Origin of the sequence: [Pantoea] beijingensis, assembly GCF_022647505.1 — a bacterium.
Classification (GTDB): Bacteria; Pseudomonadota; Gammaproteobacteria; order Enterobacterales; family Enterobacteriaceae; genus Erwinia; species Erwinia beijingensis.
The window spans coordinates 4,051,975-4,072,569 of the sequence record NZ_CP071409.1 but is presented as its reverse complement, the minus strand read 5'-3'; the positions used below and the strand labels follow the sequence as shown (position 1 = coordinate 4,072,569).

Annotated in this window: 11 protein-coding genes, 1 tRNA gene and 2 rRNA genes; 10 read left to right on the top strand and 4 right to left on the bottom strand. The window is 50.3% G+C overall.

What is annotated here, in order from left to right; translation table 11 throughout:
- Positions 1–11: 11 nt before the first annotated feature.
- The 3 genes from ovoA to ravA all read right to left on the bottom strand — a co-directional run bounded on the left by ovoA (position 12) and on the right by ravA (position 5,288).
- On the bottom strand, positions 12–2,198 hold the full coding sequence (gene ovoA, locus J1C60_RS18430; RefSeq protein ID WP_128175294.1) for a 5-histidylcysteine sulfoxide synthase: 2,187 nt from the start codon (positions 2,196–2,198) through the stop codon (positions 12–14).
- Between the two features lie 136 nt (positions 2,199–2,334).
- Complete coding sequence (gene viaA / locus J1C60_RS18425; protein ID WP_128175295.1) at positions 2,335–3,798, bottom strand: ATPase RavA stimulator ViaA; 1,464 nt, start codon at positions 3,796–3,798, stop codon at positions 2,335–2,337.
- A complete protein-coding gene (ravA, locus tag J1C60_RS18420; RefSeq protein ID WP_128175297.1) occupies positions 3,795–5,288 on the bottom strand; it encodes an ATPase RavA in 1,494 nt (497 codons plus the stop codon). Before ravA ends, viaA begins: the two co-directional genes overlap by 4 nt.
- A 253-nt stretch (positions 5,289–5,541) precedes the next feature.
- On the opposite strand from ravA, the gene kup reads away from it, so the two are divergent.
- The 7 genes from kup to rbsR all read left to right on the top strand — a co-directional run bounded on the left by kup (position 5,542) and on the right by rbsR (position 13,711).
- Positions 5,542–7,410, top strand: coding sequence for a low affinity potassium transporter Kup (gene kup, locus J1C60_RS18415; protein WP_128175299.1), 1,869 nt, complete (start codon positions 5,542–5,544; stop codon positions 7,408–7,410).
- Positions 7,411–7,813: 403 nt separating this feature from the next.
- A complete protein-coding gene (gene rbsD, locus J1C60_RS18410) occupies positions 7,814–8,233 on the top strand; it encodes a D-ribose pyranase (RefSeq protein WP_128175301.1) in 420 nt (139 codons plus the stop codon).
- 7 nt (positions 8,234–8,240) lie between these two features.
- Entirely contained in the window at positions 8,241–9,755 is a 1,515-nt protein-coding gene (rbsA, locus tag J1C60_RS18405; protein ID WP_128175303.1) for a ribose ABC transporter ATP-binding protein RbsA, read from the top strand.
- Between the two features lie 4 nt (positions 9,756–9,759).
- Entirely contained in the window at positions 9,760–10,719 is a 960-nt protein-coding gene (gene rbsC / locus J1C60_RS18400) for a ribose ABC transporter permease (protein WP_375139774.1), read from the top strand.
- Positions 10,720–10,826: 107 nt separating this feature from the next.
- Positions 10,827–11,708: a ribose ABC transporter substrate-binding protein RbsB gene (gene rbsB / locus J1C60_RS18395; protein ID WP_128175307.1), complete on the top strand. Its 882-nt coding sequence runs from the start codon at positions 10,827–10,829 to the stop codon at positions 11,706–11,708.
- Positions 11,709–11,771: 63 nt separating this feature from the next.
- On the top strand, positions 11,772–12,701 hold the full coding sequence (rbsK, locus tag J1C60_RS18390) for a ribokinase (protein ID WP_128175309.1): 930 nt from the start codon (positions 11,772–11,774) through the stop codon (positions 12,699–12,701).
- A gap of 5 nt (positions 12,702–12,706) precedes the next feature.
- Positions 12,707–13,711, top strand: coding sequence for a ribose operon transcriptional repressor RbsR (gene rbsR / locus J1C60_RS18385; RefSeq protein WP_182611422.1), 1,005 nt, complete (start codon positions 12,707–12,709; stop codon positions 13,709–13,711).
- A gap of 5 nt (positions 13,712–13,716) precedes the next feature.
- Here rbsR and mdtD read toward each other — a convergent pair whose 3' ends face one another.
- Positions 13,717–15,114, bottom strand: a complete 1,398-nt coding sequence (gene mdtD, locus J1C60_RS18380) for a multidrug transporter subunit MdtD (RefSeq protein ID WP_128175310.1) — start codon at positions 15,112–15,114, stop codon at positions 13,717–13,719.
- A gap of 557 nt (positions 15,115–15,671) precedes the next feature.
- Here mdtD and J1C60_RS18375 point away from each other — a divergent pair.
- From J1C60_RS18375 to J1C60_RS18365, 3 genes are all read left to right on the top strand, one after another.
- Positions 15,672–17,213 (top strand): 16S ribosomal RNA (locus J1C60_RS18375).
- 105 nt (positions 17,214–17,318) lie between these two features.
- Positions 17,319–17,394 (top strand) — tRNA-Glu (locus J1C60_RS18370).
- 215 nt (positions 17,395–17,609) lie between these two features.
- Positions 17,610–20,517: ribosomal RNA gene (locus tag J1C60_RS18365) — 23S ribosomal RNA — on the top strand.
- Together the 16S and 23S rRNA genes with 1 tRNA gene alongside form the textbook arrangement of a ribosomal RNA operon.
- Positions 20,518–20,595: the final 78 nt, after the last annotated feature.

The window sequence follows — 20,595 nt, the reverse complement described above, 5'->3', positions numbered from 1 at the left end:
CCGGTCCGAATTTACCGTTTACGCCAAACCGTCAACTGTGCCAGCGTATGCTGATATTTACGTGCGGTTTCACGGATCACGAAAGGAACGTCCTGCGGGGCTGCAATCTCTTCAAAATCGTGACTTAGCAAACGCTGTAACGCCTGATACGAGGTTAGCGCTTCACCATTTTCCCGTATACCACCCAGCCAGTTTTCTTTTGGGGTGTACTCTTCCAGCCATGTGTAAGGCGAAGAGAGCATCAATACGCCGCCGGAACGTAGCATGGTGGTAATATCCCGTAAAAATTGTGCTGGTTGGTGTAACCGATCGATGAGATTTGACGCCAGGACCAAATCATATAACTCGCGTTGTGGTTTAAGGTTACAGGCATCTCCCTGAATAAAATGAATACGTGAAGCCTGCTCGGTACCCACATCATAATCTTTGAGACGTACCTGGCGGTATTCCACCAAGTCACCTTCTTCCTGCGTCACATAACGAAAATCTTCACCGCTGGTGAGTTGTAAAGCTACATCAATAAAGCGTGCCGAGTAATCCATTCCGACAACCTGCTCGAAATGGCGTGCCAGTTCAAAACTCGCCCGACCCGTAGCGCAGCCAATATCCAGTGCCCGTCCACGTTTATGAGTAACCTGCAAGGCTATCTCTACCAGCGCCTTAGCGTAGTTTTTTACACCAAAATAGTCAGGACCGTACTGAAAATCGAGGTATTGGGACACCATGCTGTCCGTTTCGTACGGGTTAACCTTCATGGTTTCCTGGTGGGAAGAGATCACATAGCGGAAACCTGCATGCTGGAAAAAGTGGCGGCGGAATGCATACCTCGATGACTTGAGCGCTTCATTGCCGGTCGAAATCCAGCTACCACCTTTGATAAGTGAATGCTTGCCGTCAAAAGTGGGTGTAGAAAAATCGTCATACAGTGGATGAACCCTGAATCCTTCCAGACCATTCGTTGGTGTGGTCGTCCATTGCCAGACGTTGCCTACCACATCGTAAAAATCGCCCTGCGGGAATTGGTCAACCGGGCAGGAAGATGCCCAGTAAGCCAGGTTGATATTACCGGGTGCTTGTGGCCAGTCGGGCTGATCGCCCTCTACCTGTTCACGTAATACATACCATTCAGCTTCACTCGGCAACTGAATGGATTTACCCGTTTCTGCGGCTTTCCAGCGACAAAAGGCTGCGGCTTCCAGTTGATTCACTTCTACTGGCCAGTCCCACGGCATTGCGACTTCTTCCGTCATTAAACGGAGTTTCAATGCGTCCGGTTGTGCAAGATCGCCAACCCAAAATGTTGGCAGGGTTGCTGCGGAGAATTCACGCCAGCCCCAGCCTTCCTCATCCCACCATTGCTGCTGTTGATAACCGCCAGCGACAACAAATTCAAAGAACTCGGCATTGCTCACCAGCATTTGACTGGCTTTAAAGGGACTAACCTCTGTATGTAACTGACCGTATTCGTTATCCCAGCCATAGGTGTCGTCGGTTTTCCCCTGGATGACTTTTCCTCCGGGAACCGCAACAAGCTGGTTTTTCGGCGTTACCTCACGTTGATGCCGCGCCACTTCACAAACGGGCCAGTGCGAATTGGGTTGAACCCACTCCACGGGCAACTGACGTATCAGCACGCTAGAGGTTTCCAGATGGATACGTTCATGCTCAATGCCCATCAAAATCACCCAGGCTGGGCTGTTCCAGTCAATAGGCAGCGTTAGCGGCATGTTACGAATAAAGGTGCTTACGGTGCTTTTTACTTTGCCCCGGTAATCACGTAGTTCAGCAAGAGATGGCCATGAATAATGGCGATTATCCAGGTCGTCCCAGCTCATTTCATCCACGCCAATCGCCAGCATCGCTTCGATGTTGGCATCAATACGGCGATCAAGGTATTGCCCGGCCATCAGTTTATTAATGTAGAACGTGGCGGTGTGGCCAAAATAAAAGATCAACGGATGGCGGAGTGAAATAGCTTTGTTAAACCAGGCACGATCGTCGCTCAGGCAATCGAACAGACTTTCGTACAGCTCCCACGTTTGGGTGAAATAGTTAAGGATCTCCTGACGTTTCTGTTCGCTATCACTGCCACTTAAAAGCAGCGTTTTAGTGGGGGCAGGTAAGCCGGAAATGTGCTGCTGTGTCACGATATACTCCCTGGTCACGGTGGAGAAATAAAGAGATGCCGTCAAATTCATGCGGCTTGCGAGGCATGATAAATCTGCCATCCGCCGGCAACTCGAATTATTTTAAGTGTAACTATAGCAAATAAGCTTTTTCATCTGTTGGGGAAAGTTGTACAGAATATGAAAATAAATTGTTATTTGTACAACATTATTTGCGCTGCCAGCGTCGTAGTAAACGGCTTTTTAATCCGGTATCGAAGCGCCAGATATGATCGAAAATGCGAAGCGTTCCCGGTTTTCCATGGGCGGACATGGCAACGGCGTGAAAGCGTTGCTGCAGTTGTAACTGATGATGCTGAATATTTTTTATTAAAGGATCAGGTAGTCGCTGAGCGATAAAGTCCGAGACGATAACCGCATCCGCTTCCTGCCATATAGGGCTTTTCATACGTTTTATTACCGTATCCAGACAGCCAGCCAGATCGGTTCCGCCCCGAAAACGTTGCCCGAGAAAGCGAATAGCCTGGGCAATGCCATCATCGCCGGTTAATTCATACCCGATCACCTCATGGGCGAAAAGCATGATGTAACAGCGTCGCTTATCGGCCAGGGCGACTTTTAGCAGGGCCAGGCAGAAGGCCTTGGCGCAGCGCTCATTAAACCCGCCCATGGAGCCTGATGTATCAACACAAACGATAAACGGACCACGGGGGCTATCTTCATGTTGTTGGTGGCTGACCGGACGTAGCGACATCTTTTCATGCCATGTATCACCCTGTAACCGATAGGTCAGCAGGCGTTTTTCCACTAACCGCCGATAAAATTCAATTTCCAGTTCGCTGATACCCAGAATTGCCAGTTCTGGCGGCAACAGGCGTAATACATCATCACTCTGATGAATGCCGCTTACCTCTTCGGGCACGTTATCCGGTTCGCGCACCTGTTGATGGAACGCTTCCAGTGGCGCTTCGTCTGCGGGAACCGATTTTGCTGCTCGACTACGGCCTAGCTGTTCGGCCAGCTTTATCAGTTCAGGCTGTTGAGTCAGGAATTCACCATATTCGGCAATCAGTTTATCGTCGCCATGTTGCAGGGAACTGACACTCATATCCCATAAGCGTCCCGCTGCGGCTTCATCATCGTCCGAGAGTAGGGGAGCTAACTGGCCACTGATCGCCAGACGGTGCTGCAATTCTGCCAGCAGTTTTTCCCGTTCCTGTTCAAGTAGCTGCTGATTGAGCGTTAAGGTTTGTAGCGTCAGATTAAGGCGCCAGCGTTGCAGAAAAAGTGTATGTTGAGCCTGGCTCACCTTGTTTGCTTCAATATTGGCAACCAGCGTGCGTGCCTGTTCAGCAAAGGGAGTATTCAGCGTATCAAGATTGAGGAGTAATTCCTTTAATTGATAGGAGAATTCACGGGTACTCAGCGTTTGATACTGTTGAAATAGTGTAAATTCTTTTTCCAGTGTTTCAGGGATCGGTGTGGTTTTTAGGTTTTCGATTATTTCAGCCTTCCAGCGGGGGATATCGCGAAGCAACGCATTTTTCATCCGCGGGAATTTCTCGAAGAACAGTGCCAGCTGCGGTGATGCCAGTAGTACAATAATTAGCTCTTCTATTAGCTCACCTTCGCCGATAGACAGTAGCGCGCTCAATGTCTCAACCGAGATCATTTACGCGCCTGTTTCATCTGTTCCGCCACATCCTGCAGACTGGTTTCAATACGTGCCAGCCAGTCGTCGCTAATAAACAGACAGCGTTGCTGCTGGCTGAACAGTGCGCGTTGCCTGCGTAGCTGCGTTTCCAGCTCATCCAGCGCCTGTACGATTTCTTCTGGCATATTGTTCTGCTGCTTGCCCGGTAGCATCAGGCGTGACGCTTGCAGACTGACATCGCGCAGCGTCAGGCAATCGTTACCATCCACCTGCAGATCCAGTATTTGCGCGAAGCCTATACCGTTCAACTTACCACGAACCTCCCCCCCTTTTTGTAGCCAGTGATGCAGCGCTTCTCGCGGGATCACTACATGGGTAACCTGCATATCATGCAATGTGAGCGGTTTTTGCAGCATAAGTGTCAGATGTTCATCACTCAGACTGGCGGGAAGCTCATAATGGGGTTTACGGCTGAACATGCCGCCATGTTTTTCCAACACAATAGCCTGCTCAATACTTTGTTGCTGTTGTATCGCCAATCGGCGTGCGTCAATCTGCTGCAGTCTGATTAACATCGACTGCTGCTGCCATGCCTGCTGCGTGATCAGTGTATTGATTTCACGGTCGAGTAGTTTCATTGACGTGACATCGTGCCACAGACAATCTTTCAGCAAGATCAAATCGATGGGGGTAATCGCACTGCGTCCGCTATAAAACGCGCAGGCTTGCAGCAGGTGGATAGCTTTCTTCCAGCGACGATCGGAGATATAGGGTGCATCCGGCAAATTTTCTAACTGCTGGCGCAACTGATAAATCAGTTCAAAAACATGGTCCGGTAACTCCACCAGCGCGATGCTTTTCTGCCATTCATGATATTCCTCATGACTAATACAGAGATTTTCTGCAACCGGATTGGTGTTTTCATCCTGTTGGTGGATCAGCATGCTACGAAAGTTTTGTTTCTCATGAACATTGTCCAGCCACAGGCGGATTAACATGCGATCGTAAAGCGCCTCCAGTCCGCTATCCGCCTCAGGTAACTCATTCGATGCGGTAACCAGCAGACGCATCGGGATCGCTTCTTCACTGTCTCCGTTGCGAAAGCGGCGTTCGTTGATTGCGGTTAATAGCGTATTGAGGATCGCCGGGCCGGCTTTCCAGATTTCGTCAAGAAACACAATTTCCGCGTCAGGGAGATATCCTTTTGTCAGCCGCTGATAGCGTCCCTCATCTTTTAGAGCCTGAATCGACAACGGACCAAATACCTCTTCCGGCGTTGAGAAACGCGTCATAAGATATTCAAAAGCGCGTGCATGTTGAAATGCATATTTAAGACGGCGTGCAATCAGGCTTTTTGCGATACCTGGCGGCCCCAGCAGAAATACGCTTTCGCCACACAAGGCAGCCAGTAAACAGAGGCGTATGGCGTGATGGCGCTCATACAATCCCTTTTCCAGCGCGTTGCTGAGGCGGGAAATTCTTTCTGCCAGTAAATGAGGTTGAACCATAATCAGTCAATCATCCTTTAGGTACAAGGTCGCCAGTGGGCTTTAGTACGGGCGTAACTATTATTAGCTATCATGCTTGAAACACTTGATAGCAGTCAGCTTTTTTATCACTAAAGGGTGAAGAGGCGCGTCAAATCAAAAACCAGTCAGATAGCAGGATGGGCTTTTATGGTAATTCGTGCATACTGTGCGCCGTTTTATGGATTAACCCTGCGCAATGTCGCGCATCTCTGTTTTAACTAAAGATTAGACTATGAGTGCTGAAAATAAGCAGTCCCTTGGAGCCGTGACGCTTGCGGCAATTGGTGTGGTATACGGAGATATTGGCACCAGTCCGCTGTATACGCTGCGTGAGTGTCTTTCTGGTCAGTTTGGTTTTGGTGTTGAGCGTGGCGCGGTTTTCGGATTTTTATCCCTGATTTTTTGGCTTCTTATTCTCGTCGTTTCACTGAAGTACATCAGCTATGTGATGCGGGCTGATAACGCTGGTGAAGGCGGGATTTTAACGCTGATGTCACTGGCCGGACGCAATACGGGCGCCCGTGCAACAGCTGTGCTCGTTATTATGGGCCTGATTGGCGGCAGTTTTTTCTTCGGAGAAGTGGTGATCACCCCTGCTATCTCGGTGATGTCTGCGATTGAAGGTTTAGAGATTGCCGCACCTTCACTGGATGCGTATATCGTTCCCTTATCAATAGCAGTATTGACGCTGCTCTTTGTTATTCAGAAACACGGTACAGGCATTGTCGGCAAGCTCTTTGCGCCCGTTATGCTGCTATGGTTTATCGTGCTGGCGATACTCGGCGCGCGCAGCATTATTGATAACCCTGAAGTGTTACAAGCCATGAATCCTTCCTGGGCCGTTCATTTCTTTGTGCAATACAAGCAGATCTCTTTCTTCGCTCTCGGTGCCGTCGTATTGGCGATTACCGGCGTTGAGGCACTGTATGCGGATATGGGGCATTTTGGTAAGTTCCCTATTCGGCTGGCATGGTTCTCTGTTGTGGTACCGGCGCTGGTACTGAACTATTTTGGTCAGGGAGCGTTATTGTTGAAGCATCCTGAGGCGATAAAAAACCCATTCTTTTTGCTGGCACCCGACTGGGCGCTCATCCCATTACTCATTCTGGCCACGTTGGCAACGGTTATTGCATCACAAGCTGTGATTTCTGGCGTATTCTCCCTCACTCGGCAGGCCGTGCGATTAGGATATTTGCCACCCATACGCATCGTTCATACGTCGGAAAATGAGTCGGGACAAATCTATATCCCGGTGATTAACTGGATACTCTTCTTTGCGGTGGTGATTGTTATCGTGAGCTTTAAGCACTCCAGTAATCTTGCGGCGGCTTACGGTATTGCAGTTACGGGAACCATGGTTTTAACCTCGATCCTGAGTTGCACCGTAGCGGTAAAAAACTGGCACTGGAATCGCTATCTCATTGCGCTGATTCTGGTGATGATGTTGTGCATTGATGTACCACTATTCTCTGCCAACCTGGTGAAAGTGTTCTCGGGTGGCTGGTTACCGCTAAGCCTGGCGCTGGCGATGTTTATTGTGATGACAACCTGGAAAAGTGAACGCTTCCGTTTATTGCGTCGTATGCATGAACACGGTAACTCCCTTGAGGCAATGATCGCTTCGCTGGAGAAATCGCCACCGGTTCGTGTACCGGGTACCGCGGTTTATATGTCGCGTGCTTTGAACGTTATTCCTTTTGCCATGTTGCATAATCTTAAACATAACAAAGTTTTACATGAGCGTGTGGTGCTGCTGACGTTGCGTACGGAAGATGCGCCCTATGTGCATAACCTGCGTCGTGTCAGTATTGAGCAGCTTTCGCCCACCTTCTGGCGCGTGGTGGCAAGCTATGGCTGGCGAGAAACGCCCAATATGGAAGAGATTTTCCATCGCTGTGGGCTGGAAGGTTTGAGCTGCCGGATGATGGAAACCTCATTTTTCATGTCGCATGAGTCTCTCATTATTGGCGATCGTCCGTGGTATTTACGGCTGCGTGGAAAACTGTTCCTCGCACTACAGCGCAATGCTCTACGGGCACCGGATCAGTTTGAAATCCCACCAAACCGTGTGATTGAATTAGGCACGCAGGTTGAGATTTAACGGTGATATACCGGGAGAAGGCTGAAAACCCCCTTCCTGACGATTAGCACATCGCGTTAGCAATCTCGTGCAGCATTGCGAGATTGCTAACGATGGAAAGTTCTAAGCTGCAGTCGGCTTTTCCTGTCCCGTCGGCCGGTAAAACGCTTACCCTGCCCGCCCCCTGCATCAAGATCAGCCAGTGCGTGGCGGCGCAACGGTTCATCATTGTGTGCCAACTGCATTGCTAACACGCCGCTGTTTTATCGTCTTTTTTCATCTCACGTCTTTGTCCTAAACCAAATTTTAAACACAGAGAGCGAAACGTTTCGATGGCGATCACATTTTTATCATATTCCCGTTGTTTTCCGCCGCACTTTTTTTAAACTCATTGTTAGCGAAACGTTTCGCTCTGGAGTAAAAAATGAAAAAAGGCACCTTACTGAATTCTGAAGTTTCTTACGTGATTTCCCGTTTGGGCCATACCGATTGCCTGACGATTGGCGATGCAGGCTTACCTGTTCCTGTGGGCCCACAGCGTATCGATCTGGCGCTGACGCATGGTATACCCAGTTTTATGCAGGTCACCGAAGCGGTAACGCAAGAGATGCAGGTAGAAAGTGCCCTCATTGCGGAGGAAATTAAGCAGCACAATCCGCAGCTTCATAACGAACTGATCGCACATCTTGAACGATTGCAACAACACCAGGGAAAACCTATCAGTATCCGTTATATCAGTCATGAACAGTTCAAATTACAAACACAACGCAGTCAGGCTGTCATTCGCAGCGGGGAGTGTTCCCCGTATGCGAATGTCATCCTCAGTGCTGGCGTGACATTCTGAGGTTGATATGCAACCGTTACTGGAACTGAAAGGTATTGATAAATCTTTTCCGGGCGTAAAAGCGCTCTCTGGCGCCGCGTTGTCCGTTTATCCTGGCCGCGTTATGGCACTGGTCGGGGAAAATGGTGCCGGTAAGTCGACAATGATGAAAGTGCTGACCGGTATTTATCAGCGTGATGCCGGATCGCTGTTGTGGTTGGGTAATGAAACTCGCTTCAATGGACCAAAGGCTTCACAGGAAGCGGGTATCGGTATTATTCATCAGGAACTTAATCTGATCCCCCAACTCAGTATCGCGGAAAACATTTTTCTGGGACGTGAGTTTGTTAATCGTTTTGGTCGTATTCAGTGGAAAAAAATGTATGCCGCCGCTGATGTATTACTGAAACGACTCAATTTGCGCTTTAACAGCCACAAGCTGGTTAGCGAGCTCTCTATTGGCGATCAGCAGATGGTTGAAATCGCTAAAGTGCTGAGTTTCGAATCGAAAGTCATCATTATGGATGAGCCAACCGATGCCCTGACGGATACCGAAACGGTTTCGTTATTTCGCGTTATTAACGAATTAAAAGCGCAAGGCTGCGGTATTGTTTATATCTCGCATCGAATGAAAGAGATTTTCGAAATCTGCGATGACGTCACCATCTTCCGTGATGGTCAGTTCATTGCAGAGCGAGCGGTCACTACGCTGAGTGAAGAGTCGCTTATTGAAATGATGGTTGGCCGCAAACTCGAAGAGCAGTATCCACGGCTGGATAAAGCGCCCGGTGAGATCCTGCTTAAGGTTGAACACCTTAGTGGTCCTGGTGTTGATGACGTCAGTTTCACATTGCGTAAAGGAGAGATTCTTGGCGTGGCGGGGCTGATGGGTGCGGGGCGTACGGAACTGATGAAAGTGCTGTACGGCGCGTTACCACGTACTGGCGGTAACGTTACGCTTGATGGGCACAGCGTTGTAGCCCGCACGCCTGAAGAAGGGTTGGCGAACGGCATCGTGTATATCTCTGAAGATCGCAAGCGTGATGGATTGGTGTTGGGCATGTCAGTGAAAGAAAACATGTCGCTAACCGCTCTGCGTTATTTCAGTCACGCGGGTGGACGCCTGAAGCATGCTGAAGAGCAACTGGCCGTAGGCGATTTTATTCGCCTCTTCAAGGTAAAAACACCGTCTATGGATCAACCGATTGGCCTACTTTCCGGTGGTAATCAGCAAAAAATTGCCATCGCGCGTGGACTGATGACTCGCCCGAAAGTACTGATTCTGGATGAGCCTACACGCGGCGTGGATGTTGGCGCGAAGAAAGAGATCTATCAACTTATTAATCAATTTAAAGAGGAAGGGCTTAGCATCATCTTAGTCTCATCTGAAATGCCAGAGGTATTGGGCATGAGCGATCGTATTCTGGTGATGCATGAAGGTCGTCTCAGCGGCACTTTCCCGATAGAACAGGCCACGCAGGAGGCCCTTATGGCTGCGGCCGTGGGTAAGCAACACAGCGAGGAGTTAGTCCATTATGAGTAGCCAAATGTTACCTGCACGCCGTCGTATGATAAGCAAAGCCTGGTTGCTGGAACAAAAATCGCTGATTGCCTTAATTGTGCTGATCGCTATCGTTTCTAGCCTGAGCCCCAGTTTTTTTACGCTGAATAATCTGTTCAATATCCTGCAACAGACATCTGTTAACGCCATTATGGCGGTTGGAATGACGCTAGTTATTCTCACATCCGGTATTGATCTTTCCGTCGGCTCATTGCTGGCGCTAACCGGCGCGGTGGCAGCGTCGCTGGTTGGCCTGGAGGTCAACGCGTTGGTTGCTGTGGCTGGTGCGTTAGCGCTAGGAACGGTTATTGGCGCAATTACCGGCACTATTGTCGCCAAAGGAAAAGTACAGGCATTTATCGCCACGCTGGTAATGATGCTGTTATTACGCGGTGTCACGATGGTTTATACCAATGGTAGCCCGGTAAACACCGGTTTTAACGATAATGCCGATCTTTTTGGTTGGTTCGGTATTGGTCGTCCACTCGGCGTGCCAGCCCCAATCTGGATTATGGCCATTGTTTTCGTACTGGCGTGGTACATGCTGCATCACACTCGCTTAGGCCGTTATATCTATGCTCTGGGTGGCAACGAGGCTGCGACGAGCCTTTCGGGTATCAACGTTAATCGTGTCAAAATCATCGTTTATTCATTGTGTGGTATGACGGCGGCGTTGGCTGGCGTCATTGAAGTTGCGCGACTCTCCTCTGCGCAGCCAACAGCGGGTACTGGCTACGAGCTGGATGCCATTGCCGCTGTTGTGCTGGGGGGAACCAGCCTGGCGGGTGGGAAAGGGCGCATTGTGGGAACGTTGATCGGTGCGTTGATCCTCGGATTTCTCAATAATGGTCTGAATTTATTAGGTGTTTCTTCTTACTACCAGATGATCGTTAAAGCAGTAGTCATTTTATTGGCGGTGCTGGTAGACAATAAAAGCAGTAAATAACCCGGCCCGTCGAGTTTGATATCCGTTGTCGCATTGACCTGAACACAGGCTTTGCTAACGCGCTGCGATATCCAGCACTTCGGGTTATCCCTACAGGAAATTAGAACATGAAAATGAAAAAACTGACTGCACTTGCTGTAATCCTTAGCGCTGCTATTAGCACCAATGCGCTGGCAAAAGATACCATTGCCCTGGTGGTTTCCACACTGAACAACCCGTTCTTCGTTTCATTGAAGGATGGGGCGCAAAAAGAAGCGGATAAGCTGGGCTACAATCTGGTGGTGCTCGATTCACAGAATAACCCAGCGAAAGAACTGGCGAACGTACAAGATCTTACCGTGCGTGGCACCCGATTAATCCTGATCAATCCGACAGATTCTGATGCCGTTGGCAATTCGGTAAAAATGGCGAATCAAGCAAAAATTCCGGTTATCACACTGGATCGTGTTGCTTCCAAAGGTGATGTTGTCAGCCATGTTGCTTCAGATAACCGCTTTGGCGGCAAAATGGCGGGTGACTTCATGGCTAAAAAACTGGGTGAAGGTGCAAAAATCATTCAGTTGGAAGGTATTGCCGGCGCTTCTGCAGCACGTGAGCGCGGTGAAGGCTTTAAGCAGGCGGCAGATGCGCATAAATTTACTCTTCTTGCCAGCCAGCCAGCGGATTTTGATCGTACGAAAGGCTTGAATGTCATGCAGAACTTGTTGACGGCGCATCCGGATGTGCAAGGTGTCTTCGCCCAGAACGATGAAATGGCGCTCGGCGCACTGCGTGCACTACAGACTGCGGGTAAATCGGATGTGATTGTTGTGGGTTTTGACGGTACCGATGACGGTGTGAAAGCGGTTGAAAGCGGTAAACTGGGCGCAACTGTCGCGCAGATGCCAGAGCAAATTGGCATTATCGGCGTACAAACTGCAGATAAAGTGCTGAAAGGCGAAAAAGTACAGGCGATTAATCCGGTCGATCTGAAGCTGATCACCAAATAAATCAAAAAACGCAGGGCTATGCGCCACCTCTGGCGGTGGCGCACTTTTTAGGGACAATTCCTCATGATGAAAACCGGTAAACTCGCCGTTCTGGGCAGTATTAATGCAGATCATATCCTCAATCTGGCACATTTTCCGCGCCCGGGAGAAACGGTGATCGGGAAACACTATCAGGTCGCGTTCGGAGGAAAAGGCGCCAATCAGGCGGTGGCGGCTGGCCGTAGCGGCGCGGAAATTGCTTTTATTGCCTGTGTTGGCCAGGATGATATTGGTGAACGAATCTGCCAGCAACTGGTGGAAGATAAAGTTGATACAGCTTCGATTGATGCAGTAGCAGAAACCGCAACCGGTGTAGCGTTGATTTTTGTTAATGCGGAAGGAGAAAATACCATTGGTATTCATGCTGGAGCCAATGCGTTTTTAACGCCTGAACGAGTGATGCGATATCAGCAGACTATTGCCGGCGCTTCAGCGTTATTGATGCAACTTGAGTCTCCTTTGGAGAGTGTGTTGGCCGCGGCAAACATTGCCCATCAGCATCAGACGAAAGTGATCCTTAATCCGGCACCGGCCACGAAGCTGGACGATACGCTGCTATCGCTGGTGGACATCATTACCCCTAACGAAACCGAAGCTGAAATTCTTACCGGCATTCATATTGATACTGATGAAGATGCTGCTCGGGCTGCGACAGCGTTACATGAAAAAGGCATCGGTACGGTATTGATTACCCTGGGAAGTCGCGGTGTCTGGCTAAGTATGGAGGGTAATGGGAAGCGTATTCCTGGCTTCAAGGTTGAGGCGGTCGATACCATTGCGGCAGGTGATACCTTTAACGGTGCGTTGATCACCGCGCTTCTGGAACAGCAACCAATAGAGAAAGCCGTGCGTTTTGCCCATGCAGCAGCAGCGATTGCGGTCACCCGTCCCGGTGCGCAGCCTTCTGTTCCGTGGCGTAAAGAGATTGATAGCTTCTTACAGCAGCAGGGGTAGATTGCTTGGCTACCATGAAGGATGTCGCCCGTTTAGCGGGTGTTTCGACGTCAACGGTCTCCCATGTGATTAACAACAACCGTTTTGTTAGTGAAGCGGTGCGGGAGAAAATTATTGCTGCAATTCATGAGCTTAACTACGCACCCTCCGCACTGGCTAGAAGCCTTAAAATAAACAAGACGCGCACCATTGGTATGCTATTAACCGCCAGCAGTAACCCCTTTTTTTCGGAAGTAGTACGCGGGGTAGAGAATAGCTGCTACGAACGCGGGTATAGTCTGGTGCTGTGTAATACCGAGGGTGATGAAGATCGAATGAATCGCAGCCTCGAAACACTGTTGCAAAAACGTGTTGATGGGTTGCTTATCATGTGTACCGAAAGCCATTTACCCTCGATAGATATCCTTAATCGCTATCCCTCTATTCCTTCAGTAATGATGGACTGGGCACCATTTGAAGGCAGCAGCGATATTATTCAGGATAACTCACTATTGGGCGGGGAACTGGCAACATCCTATCTCATCTCCCGTGGATATACGCGCATCGCCTGTATCACAGGGCCACAGGATAAAACGCCAGCTCAACTGCGCCTTGATGGATATAAGAAAGCGATGACGACGGCGTCGCTTCCTGTTTTGCCTGAATATATTGTTAATGGTGATTTCGAATTCCAGGGCGGCTATAACGCAATGAATCAGCTGTTGGCGCTTTCCCAGCCGCCGCAAGCTGTCTTTACCAGCAATGATGCAATGGCCGTTGGTGTCTATCATGCGTTGTATCAGGCCGGATTAACCATTCCTCAGGATATTGCCGTGATGGGATACGACGATATTGAACTGGCGCGCTATATGTCTCCTCCACTCACGACGATCCATCAACCCAAGGACGAATTGGGGGAGTTGGCCATTGATACACTCATTTACCGACTGGCAAACCCCGACTTTGATCGCCAAACGTTGGTTTTAACGCCTGAGCTGATTGAGCGTGCTTCTGTTGGTGAGGTTGTGTAAGTCCGTTATTTTTTACGTTTTTCACGGTCCGCGATTAAATGCCGACCATCTCCTGGTTTTAAAAGCATAAAGACAAAAGCAGAAAGAATCGTGACTATGCCCATCGTCAGGAAAGTTGCGTGAAAATGCTGAACGGTTGTGCCATCAAAATTTTCATAAAAGCGTAGCACCGCGGCGCTGACCGCGACACCCAGGCCAATCGCCAGTTGTTGTGATACCGCCAACATGCTATTGCCGCTGCTGGCATTATCGTCATTCAGATCTGCAAGGGTAATGGTATTCATGGCGGTAAACTGGGTTGACATCGTCATGCCCAGTATAAATAGCGGGGCCAGCAATATCAGTATACTGGAGCCTGGCATCTGCAGAGCAAATGTGGCAATCAGTAAACCGATAATCACGGTGATACTCACCAGTGTCTTACGATAGCCGAGCCAACGTAAAACTTGGGTGACGGTTGATTTAGCCAATATAGAGCCTATTGCCGTTGGCGCTAACATACAGCCAGCCAGAAGAGCCGAATAACCAAAACCCACCTGCAGCATCAGTGGCATCAGAAACGGTACGCAGCCGGTCCCTAACCTCGAAGCAATATTTCCAAGAATGCCAACTGAAAATGTTCGTGTTTTGAACATAGGCAGCCCGATTAAAGGCACCGGATAGCGACGTGCATGAACTATATAGAGAAGTAGCAGTGCAACCCCGCAAATCATTACGCTCAAAGCTTGCCAACTGGCAACGATTTTTTCACCAAAGAGCTCAAGTCCGCTCGACAACAGCACCAGTCCAAGACCAAAAAAAATAAAGCCTAACAAATCGAAGCGGCGCTTAGGTGTGGTGAAGTCCGGCATATATTTACGTGCATAAATGATACCCAGGATACCAATGGGAATATTAATCAGGAATATCCAATGCCAGGTCGCGTAGGTAACCAGTAACCCACCCAGTAAAGGGCCGAGGATAGGCCCGATCAACCCGGGCATTGTAACGAAGTTCAATACCGGCAGTAGCTCACTGCGCGGATAGGCTCTTAAGAGCGCCAGGCGTGCAACAGGCATCATCATCGCTCCGCCTATGCCTTGTATTACACGTGAAATCACTAACATACTCAGGGAACTTGATAGTGCGCAAGACAGCGAGCCGAGGGTAAATAACAGCACTGCTGTAATAAAGACTTTGCGCGTACCGAAGCGATCCGCTAGCCAGCCGCTGATGGGAATCAACATAGCTACCGTAAGCGCATAGCTGATAACGGCAGATTGCATTGCTAATGGTGAACGTTCAAGGCTAAGGGCGATTGCGGGGAGGGCCGTGTTAAGTATCGTCGCATCAAGTGCCTGCATGAAAAATGCCATCGCGGCAATCCACGGAAGACCAGCCATACTGCGGGCAGATTTAAGCATCAAGCATCCTTATTATTTTTATTGATCGCGCTAACCTGCAGTGCGAACGGAAGATGCAGATAAGCATAGCATCCTCAATATTGAGTTTATTGACTTCATGTTGTGGCAGGAATGGTCCTTATGGATAAAAAAACACCTTAAAAAGTGCAAATATCCAGCGATTGATGGAAAATAAAGCAGTTGGATTTTTTTTTGCATTTAACACTTGTCAGCCGTCAGGAACTGCCTATAATGCGCCTCCACTGACACGGAACAACGGCTTACAGGCCACCGGGTCAGAGGTTCAGAACACACTGAACCGCCAGAGAAAAAACCTCCTTAAAAAGGGTTGACTCTGAAAGAGGAAAGCGTAATATACGCCACCTCGCAGCAGCAGGCGAAGCCGCTGACTGCACCGCTCTTTAACAATTTATCAGACAATCTGTGTGGGCACTCGCAGGATTGATATCAACGTCTCCGGACGTAAAAAATATCAAGTCTTAAGAGTGAACACGTAATAAATTCATTACGACGTTTTCCTTGAGCATCGCTTCACGAGTTGAAGCAAATCAAACTTTAAATTGAAGAGTTTGATCATGGCTCAGATTGAACGCTGGCGGCAGGCCTAACACATGCAAGTCGAACGGTAGCACAGAAGAGCTTGCTCTTCGGGTGACGAGTGGCGGACGGGTGAGTAATGTCTGGGGATCTGCCCGATGGAGGGGGATAACTACTGGAAACGGTAGCTAATACCGCATAACGTCGCAAGACCAAAGTGGGGGACCTTCGGGCCTCACACCATCGGATGAACCCAGATGAGATTAGCTAGTAGGTGGGGTAACGGCTCACCTAGGCGACGATCTCTAGCTGGTCTGAGAGGATGACCAGCCACACTGGAACTGAGACACGGTCCAGACTCCTACGGGAGGCAGCAGTGGGGAATATTGCACAATGGGCGCAAGCCTGATGCAGCCATGCCGCGTGTATGAAGAAGGCCTTCGGGTTGTAAAGTACTTTCAGCGGGGAGGAAGGGAGAGAGGTTAATAACCTTTTTCATTGACGTTACCCGCAGAAGAAGCACCGGCTAACTCCGTGCCAGCAGCCGCGGTAATACGGAGGGTGCAAGCGTTAATCGGAATTACTGGGCGTAAAGCGCACGCAGGCGGTCTGTTAAGTCAGATGTGAAATCCCCGGGCTCAACCCGGGAACTGCATTTGAAACTGGCAGGCTTGAGTCTCGTAGAGGGGGGTAGAATTCCAGGTGTAGCGGTGAAATGCGTAGAGATCTGGAGGAATACCGGTGGCGAAGGCGGCCCCCTGGACGAAGACTGACGCTCAGGTGCGAAAGCGTGGGGAGCAAACAGGATTAGATACCCTGGTAGTCCACGCCGTAAACGATGTCGACTTGGAGGTTGTGCCCTTGAGGCGTGGCTTCCGGAGCTAACGCGTTAAGTCGACCGCCTGGGGAGTACGGCCGCAAGGTTAAAACTCAAATGAATTGACGGGGGCCCGCACAAGCGGTGGAGCATGTGGTTTAATTCGATGCAACGCGAAGAACCTTACCTGGTCTTGACATCCACAGAACTTTCCAGAGATGGATTGGTGCCTTCGGGAACTGTGAGACAGGTGCTGCATGGCTGTCGTCAGCTCGTGTTGTGAAATGTTGGGTTAAGTCCCGCAACGAGCGCAACCCTTATCCTTTGTTGCCAGCGGTTCGGCCGGGAACTCAAAGGAGACTGCCGGTGATAAACCGGAGGAAGGTGGGGATGACGTCAAGTCATCATGGCCCTTACGACCAGGGCTACACACGTGCTACAATGGCGCATACAAAGAGAAGCGACCTCGCGAGAGCAAGCGGACCTCATAAAGTGCGTCGTAGTCCGGATCGGAGTCTGCAACTCGACTCCGTGAAGTCGGAATCGCTAGTAATCGTGGATCAGAATGCCACGGTGAATACGTTCCCGGGCCTTGTACACACCGCCCGTCACACCATGGGAGTGGGTTGCAAAAGAAGTAGGTAGCTTAACCTTCGGGAGGGCGCTTACCACTTTGTGATTCATGACTGGGGTGAAGTCGTAACAAGGTAACCGTAGGGGAACCTGCGGTTGGATCACCTCCTTACCTGAAGATACTTTCCGGCGCAGTGTCCACAACAGATTGTCTGATAGATGTAATGAGCAATTGCATTGCCGTTTGCTTACCGGTTGCCGGTTAAGCAAATTTCGTGTCCCCATCGTCTAGAGGCCCAGGACACTGCCCTTTCACGGCTGTAACAGGGGTTCGAATCCCCTTGGGGACGCCATATCTGATAACGAGTGAAAGACGTTATCAAAAAATAGCTTAAAGCTGACTTTCGCGAGTCAGGTTTTAAGATATTGCTCTTTAACAATCCGGAACAAGCTGAAAATTGAAACGACACGTCGCGTCATTCTTCCGTAATAAAGAATGAAGGCGGTGTGTTCGAGTCTCTCAAATTATCACGACACGTATGCGTTGCAAAACGCCTGTGGGTTGTGAGGTTAAGCGACTAAGCGTACACGGTGGATGCCCTGGCAGTCAGAGGCGATGAAGGGCGTGCTAATCTGCGATAAGCGCCGGTAAGGTGATATGAACCGTTATAACCGGCGATACCCGAATGGGGAAACCCAGTGCAATCCGTTGCACTATCATGTCATGAATACATAGTGGCATGAGGCGAACCGGGGGAACTGAAACATCTAAGTACCCCGAGGAAAAGAAATCAACCGAGATTCCCCCAGTAGCGGCGAGCGAACGGGGAGGAGCCCGGAACCATCATCAGCTTGTGCATCAGTGGAAGCGTCTGGAAAGTCGCGCGACACAGGGTGAAAGCCCCGTACACGAAGATGCACCTGCTGTGAGTTCGAAGAGTAGGGCGGGACACGTGGTATCCTGTCTGAATATGGGGGGACCATCCTCCAAGGCTAAATACTCCTGACTGACCGATAGTGAACCAGTACCGTGAGGGAAAGGCGAAAAGAACCCCGGCGAGGGGAGTGAAAAAGAACCTGAAACCGTGTACGTACAAGCAGTGGGAGCCTCTTTAATGGGGTGACTGCGTACCTTTTGTATAATGGGTCAGCGACTTATATTCTGTAGCAAGGTTAACCGTATAGGGGAGCCGCAGGGAAACCGAGTCTTAACTGGGCGTTAAGTTGCAGGGTATAGACCCGAAACCCGGTGATCTAGCCATGGGCAGGTTGAAGGTTGGGTAACACTAACTGGAGGACCGAACCGACTAATGTTGAAAAATTAGCGGATGACTTGTGGCTGGGGGTGAAAGGCCAATCAAACCGGGAGATAGCTGGTTCTCCCCGAAAGCTATTTAGGTAGCGCCTCGTGAACTCATCTCCGGGGGTAGAGCACTGTTTCGGCTAGGGGGCCATCCCGGCTTACCAACCCGATGCAAACTGCGAATACCGGAGAATGTTATCACGGGAGACACACGGCGGGTGCTAACGTCCGTCGTGAAGAGGGAAACAACCCAGACCGCCAGCTAAGGTCCCAAAGTCATGGTTAAGTGGGAAACGATGTGGGAAGGCCCAGACAGCCAGGATGTTGGCTTAGAAGCAGCCATCATTTAAAGAAAGCGTAATAGCTCACTGGTCGAGTCGGCCTGCGCGGAAGATGTAACGGGGCTAAACCATGCACCGAAGCTGCGGCAGCGACGCTTATGCGTTGTTGGGTAGGGGAGCGTTCTGTAAGCCGTTGAAGGTGGCCTGTGAGGGTTGCTGGAGGTATCAGAAGTGCGAATGCTGACATAAGTAACGATAAAGCGGGTGAAAAGCCCGCTCGCCGGAAGACCAAGGGTTCCTGTCCAACGTTAATCGGGGCAGGGTGAGTCGACCCCTAAGGCGAGGCCGAAAGGCGTAGTCGATGGGAAACGGGTTAATATTCCCGTACTTGGTGTTACTGCGAAGGGGGGACGGAGAAGGCTATGTTAGCCGGGCGACGGTTGTCCCGGTTTAAGCGTGTAGGCTTGCATCCCAGGCAAATCCGGGGTGCTTTAAGGCTGAGGCGTGATGACGAGGCACTACGGTGCTGAAGTAACAAATGCCCTGCTTCCGGGAAAAGCCTCTAAGCTCCAGGTAACACTGAATCGTACCCCAAACCGACACAGGTGGTCAGGTAGAGAATACCAAGGCGCTTGAGAGAACTCGGGTGAAGGAACTAGGCAAAATGGTGCCGTAACTTCGGGAGAAGGCACGCTGGCGCGTAGGTGAAGGGACTTGCTCCCGGAGCTGAAGCCAGTCGAAGATACCAGCTGGCTGCAACTGTTTATTAAAAACACAGCACTGTGCAAACACGAAAGTGGACGTATACGGTGTGACGCCTGCCCGGTGCCGGAAGGTTAATTGATGGGGTTATCCGCAAGGAGAAGCTCTTGATCGAAGCCCCGGTAAACGGCGGCCGTAACTATAACGGTCCTAAGGTAGCGAAATTCCTTGTCGGGTAAGTTCCGACCTGCACGAATGGCGTAATGATGGCCAGGCTGTCTCCACCCGAGACTCAGTGAAATTGAACTCGCTGTGAAGATGCAGTGTACCCGCGGCAAGACGGAAAGACCCCGTGAACCTTTACTACAGCTTGACACTGAACATTGAGCCTTGATGTGTAGGATAGGTGGGAGGCTTTGAAGCGTGGACGCCAGTCTGCGTGGAGCCGACCTTGAAATACCACCCTTTAACGTTTGATGTTCTAACGTAGGCCCGTTATCCGGGCTGCGGACAGTGTCTGGTGGGTAGTTTGACTGGGGCGGTCTCCTCCTAAAGCGTAACGGAGGAGCACGAAGGTCAGCTAATCACGGTCGGACATCGTGAGGTTAGTGCAATGGCATAAGCTGGCTTGACTGCGAGAGTGACGGCTCGAGCAGGTGCGAAAGCAGGTCATAGTGATCCGGTGGTTCTGAATGGAAGGGCCATCGCTCAACGGATAAAAGGTACTCCGGGGATAACAGGCTGATACCGCCCAAGAGTTCATATCGACGGCGGTGTTTGGCACCTCGATGTCGGCTCATCACATCCTGGGGCTGAAGTAGGTCCCAAGGGTACGGCTGTTCGCCGTTTAAAGTGGTACGCGAGCTGGGTTTAGAACGTCGTGAGACAGTTCGGTCCCTATCTGCCGTGGGCGCTGGAAGACTGAGAGGGGTTGCTCCTAGTACGAGAGGACCGGAGTGAACGCACCACTGGTGTTCGGGTTGTCATGCCAATGGCATTGCCCGGTAGCTAAGTGCGGAAAAGATAAGCGCTGAAAGCATCTAAGCGCGAAACTTGCCTCGAGATGAGTCTTCCCTGACTCCTTGAGAGTCCTGAAGGGACGTTGAAGACGACGACGTTGATAGGCCGGGTGTGTAAGCGCAGCGATGCGTTGAGCTAACCGGTACTAATGACCCGTGAGGCTTAACCTTACAACGCCAGAGGCGTTTTGGTAGAGAGACGATAAGATTTTCGGCTTGTAAACGGATAAAGAATCAGTGGCGCAGAAT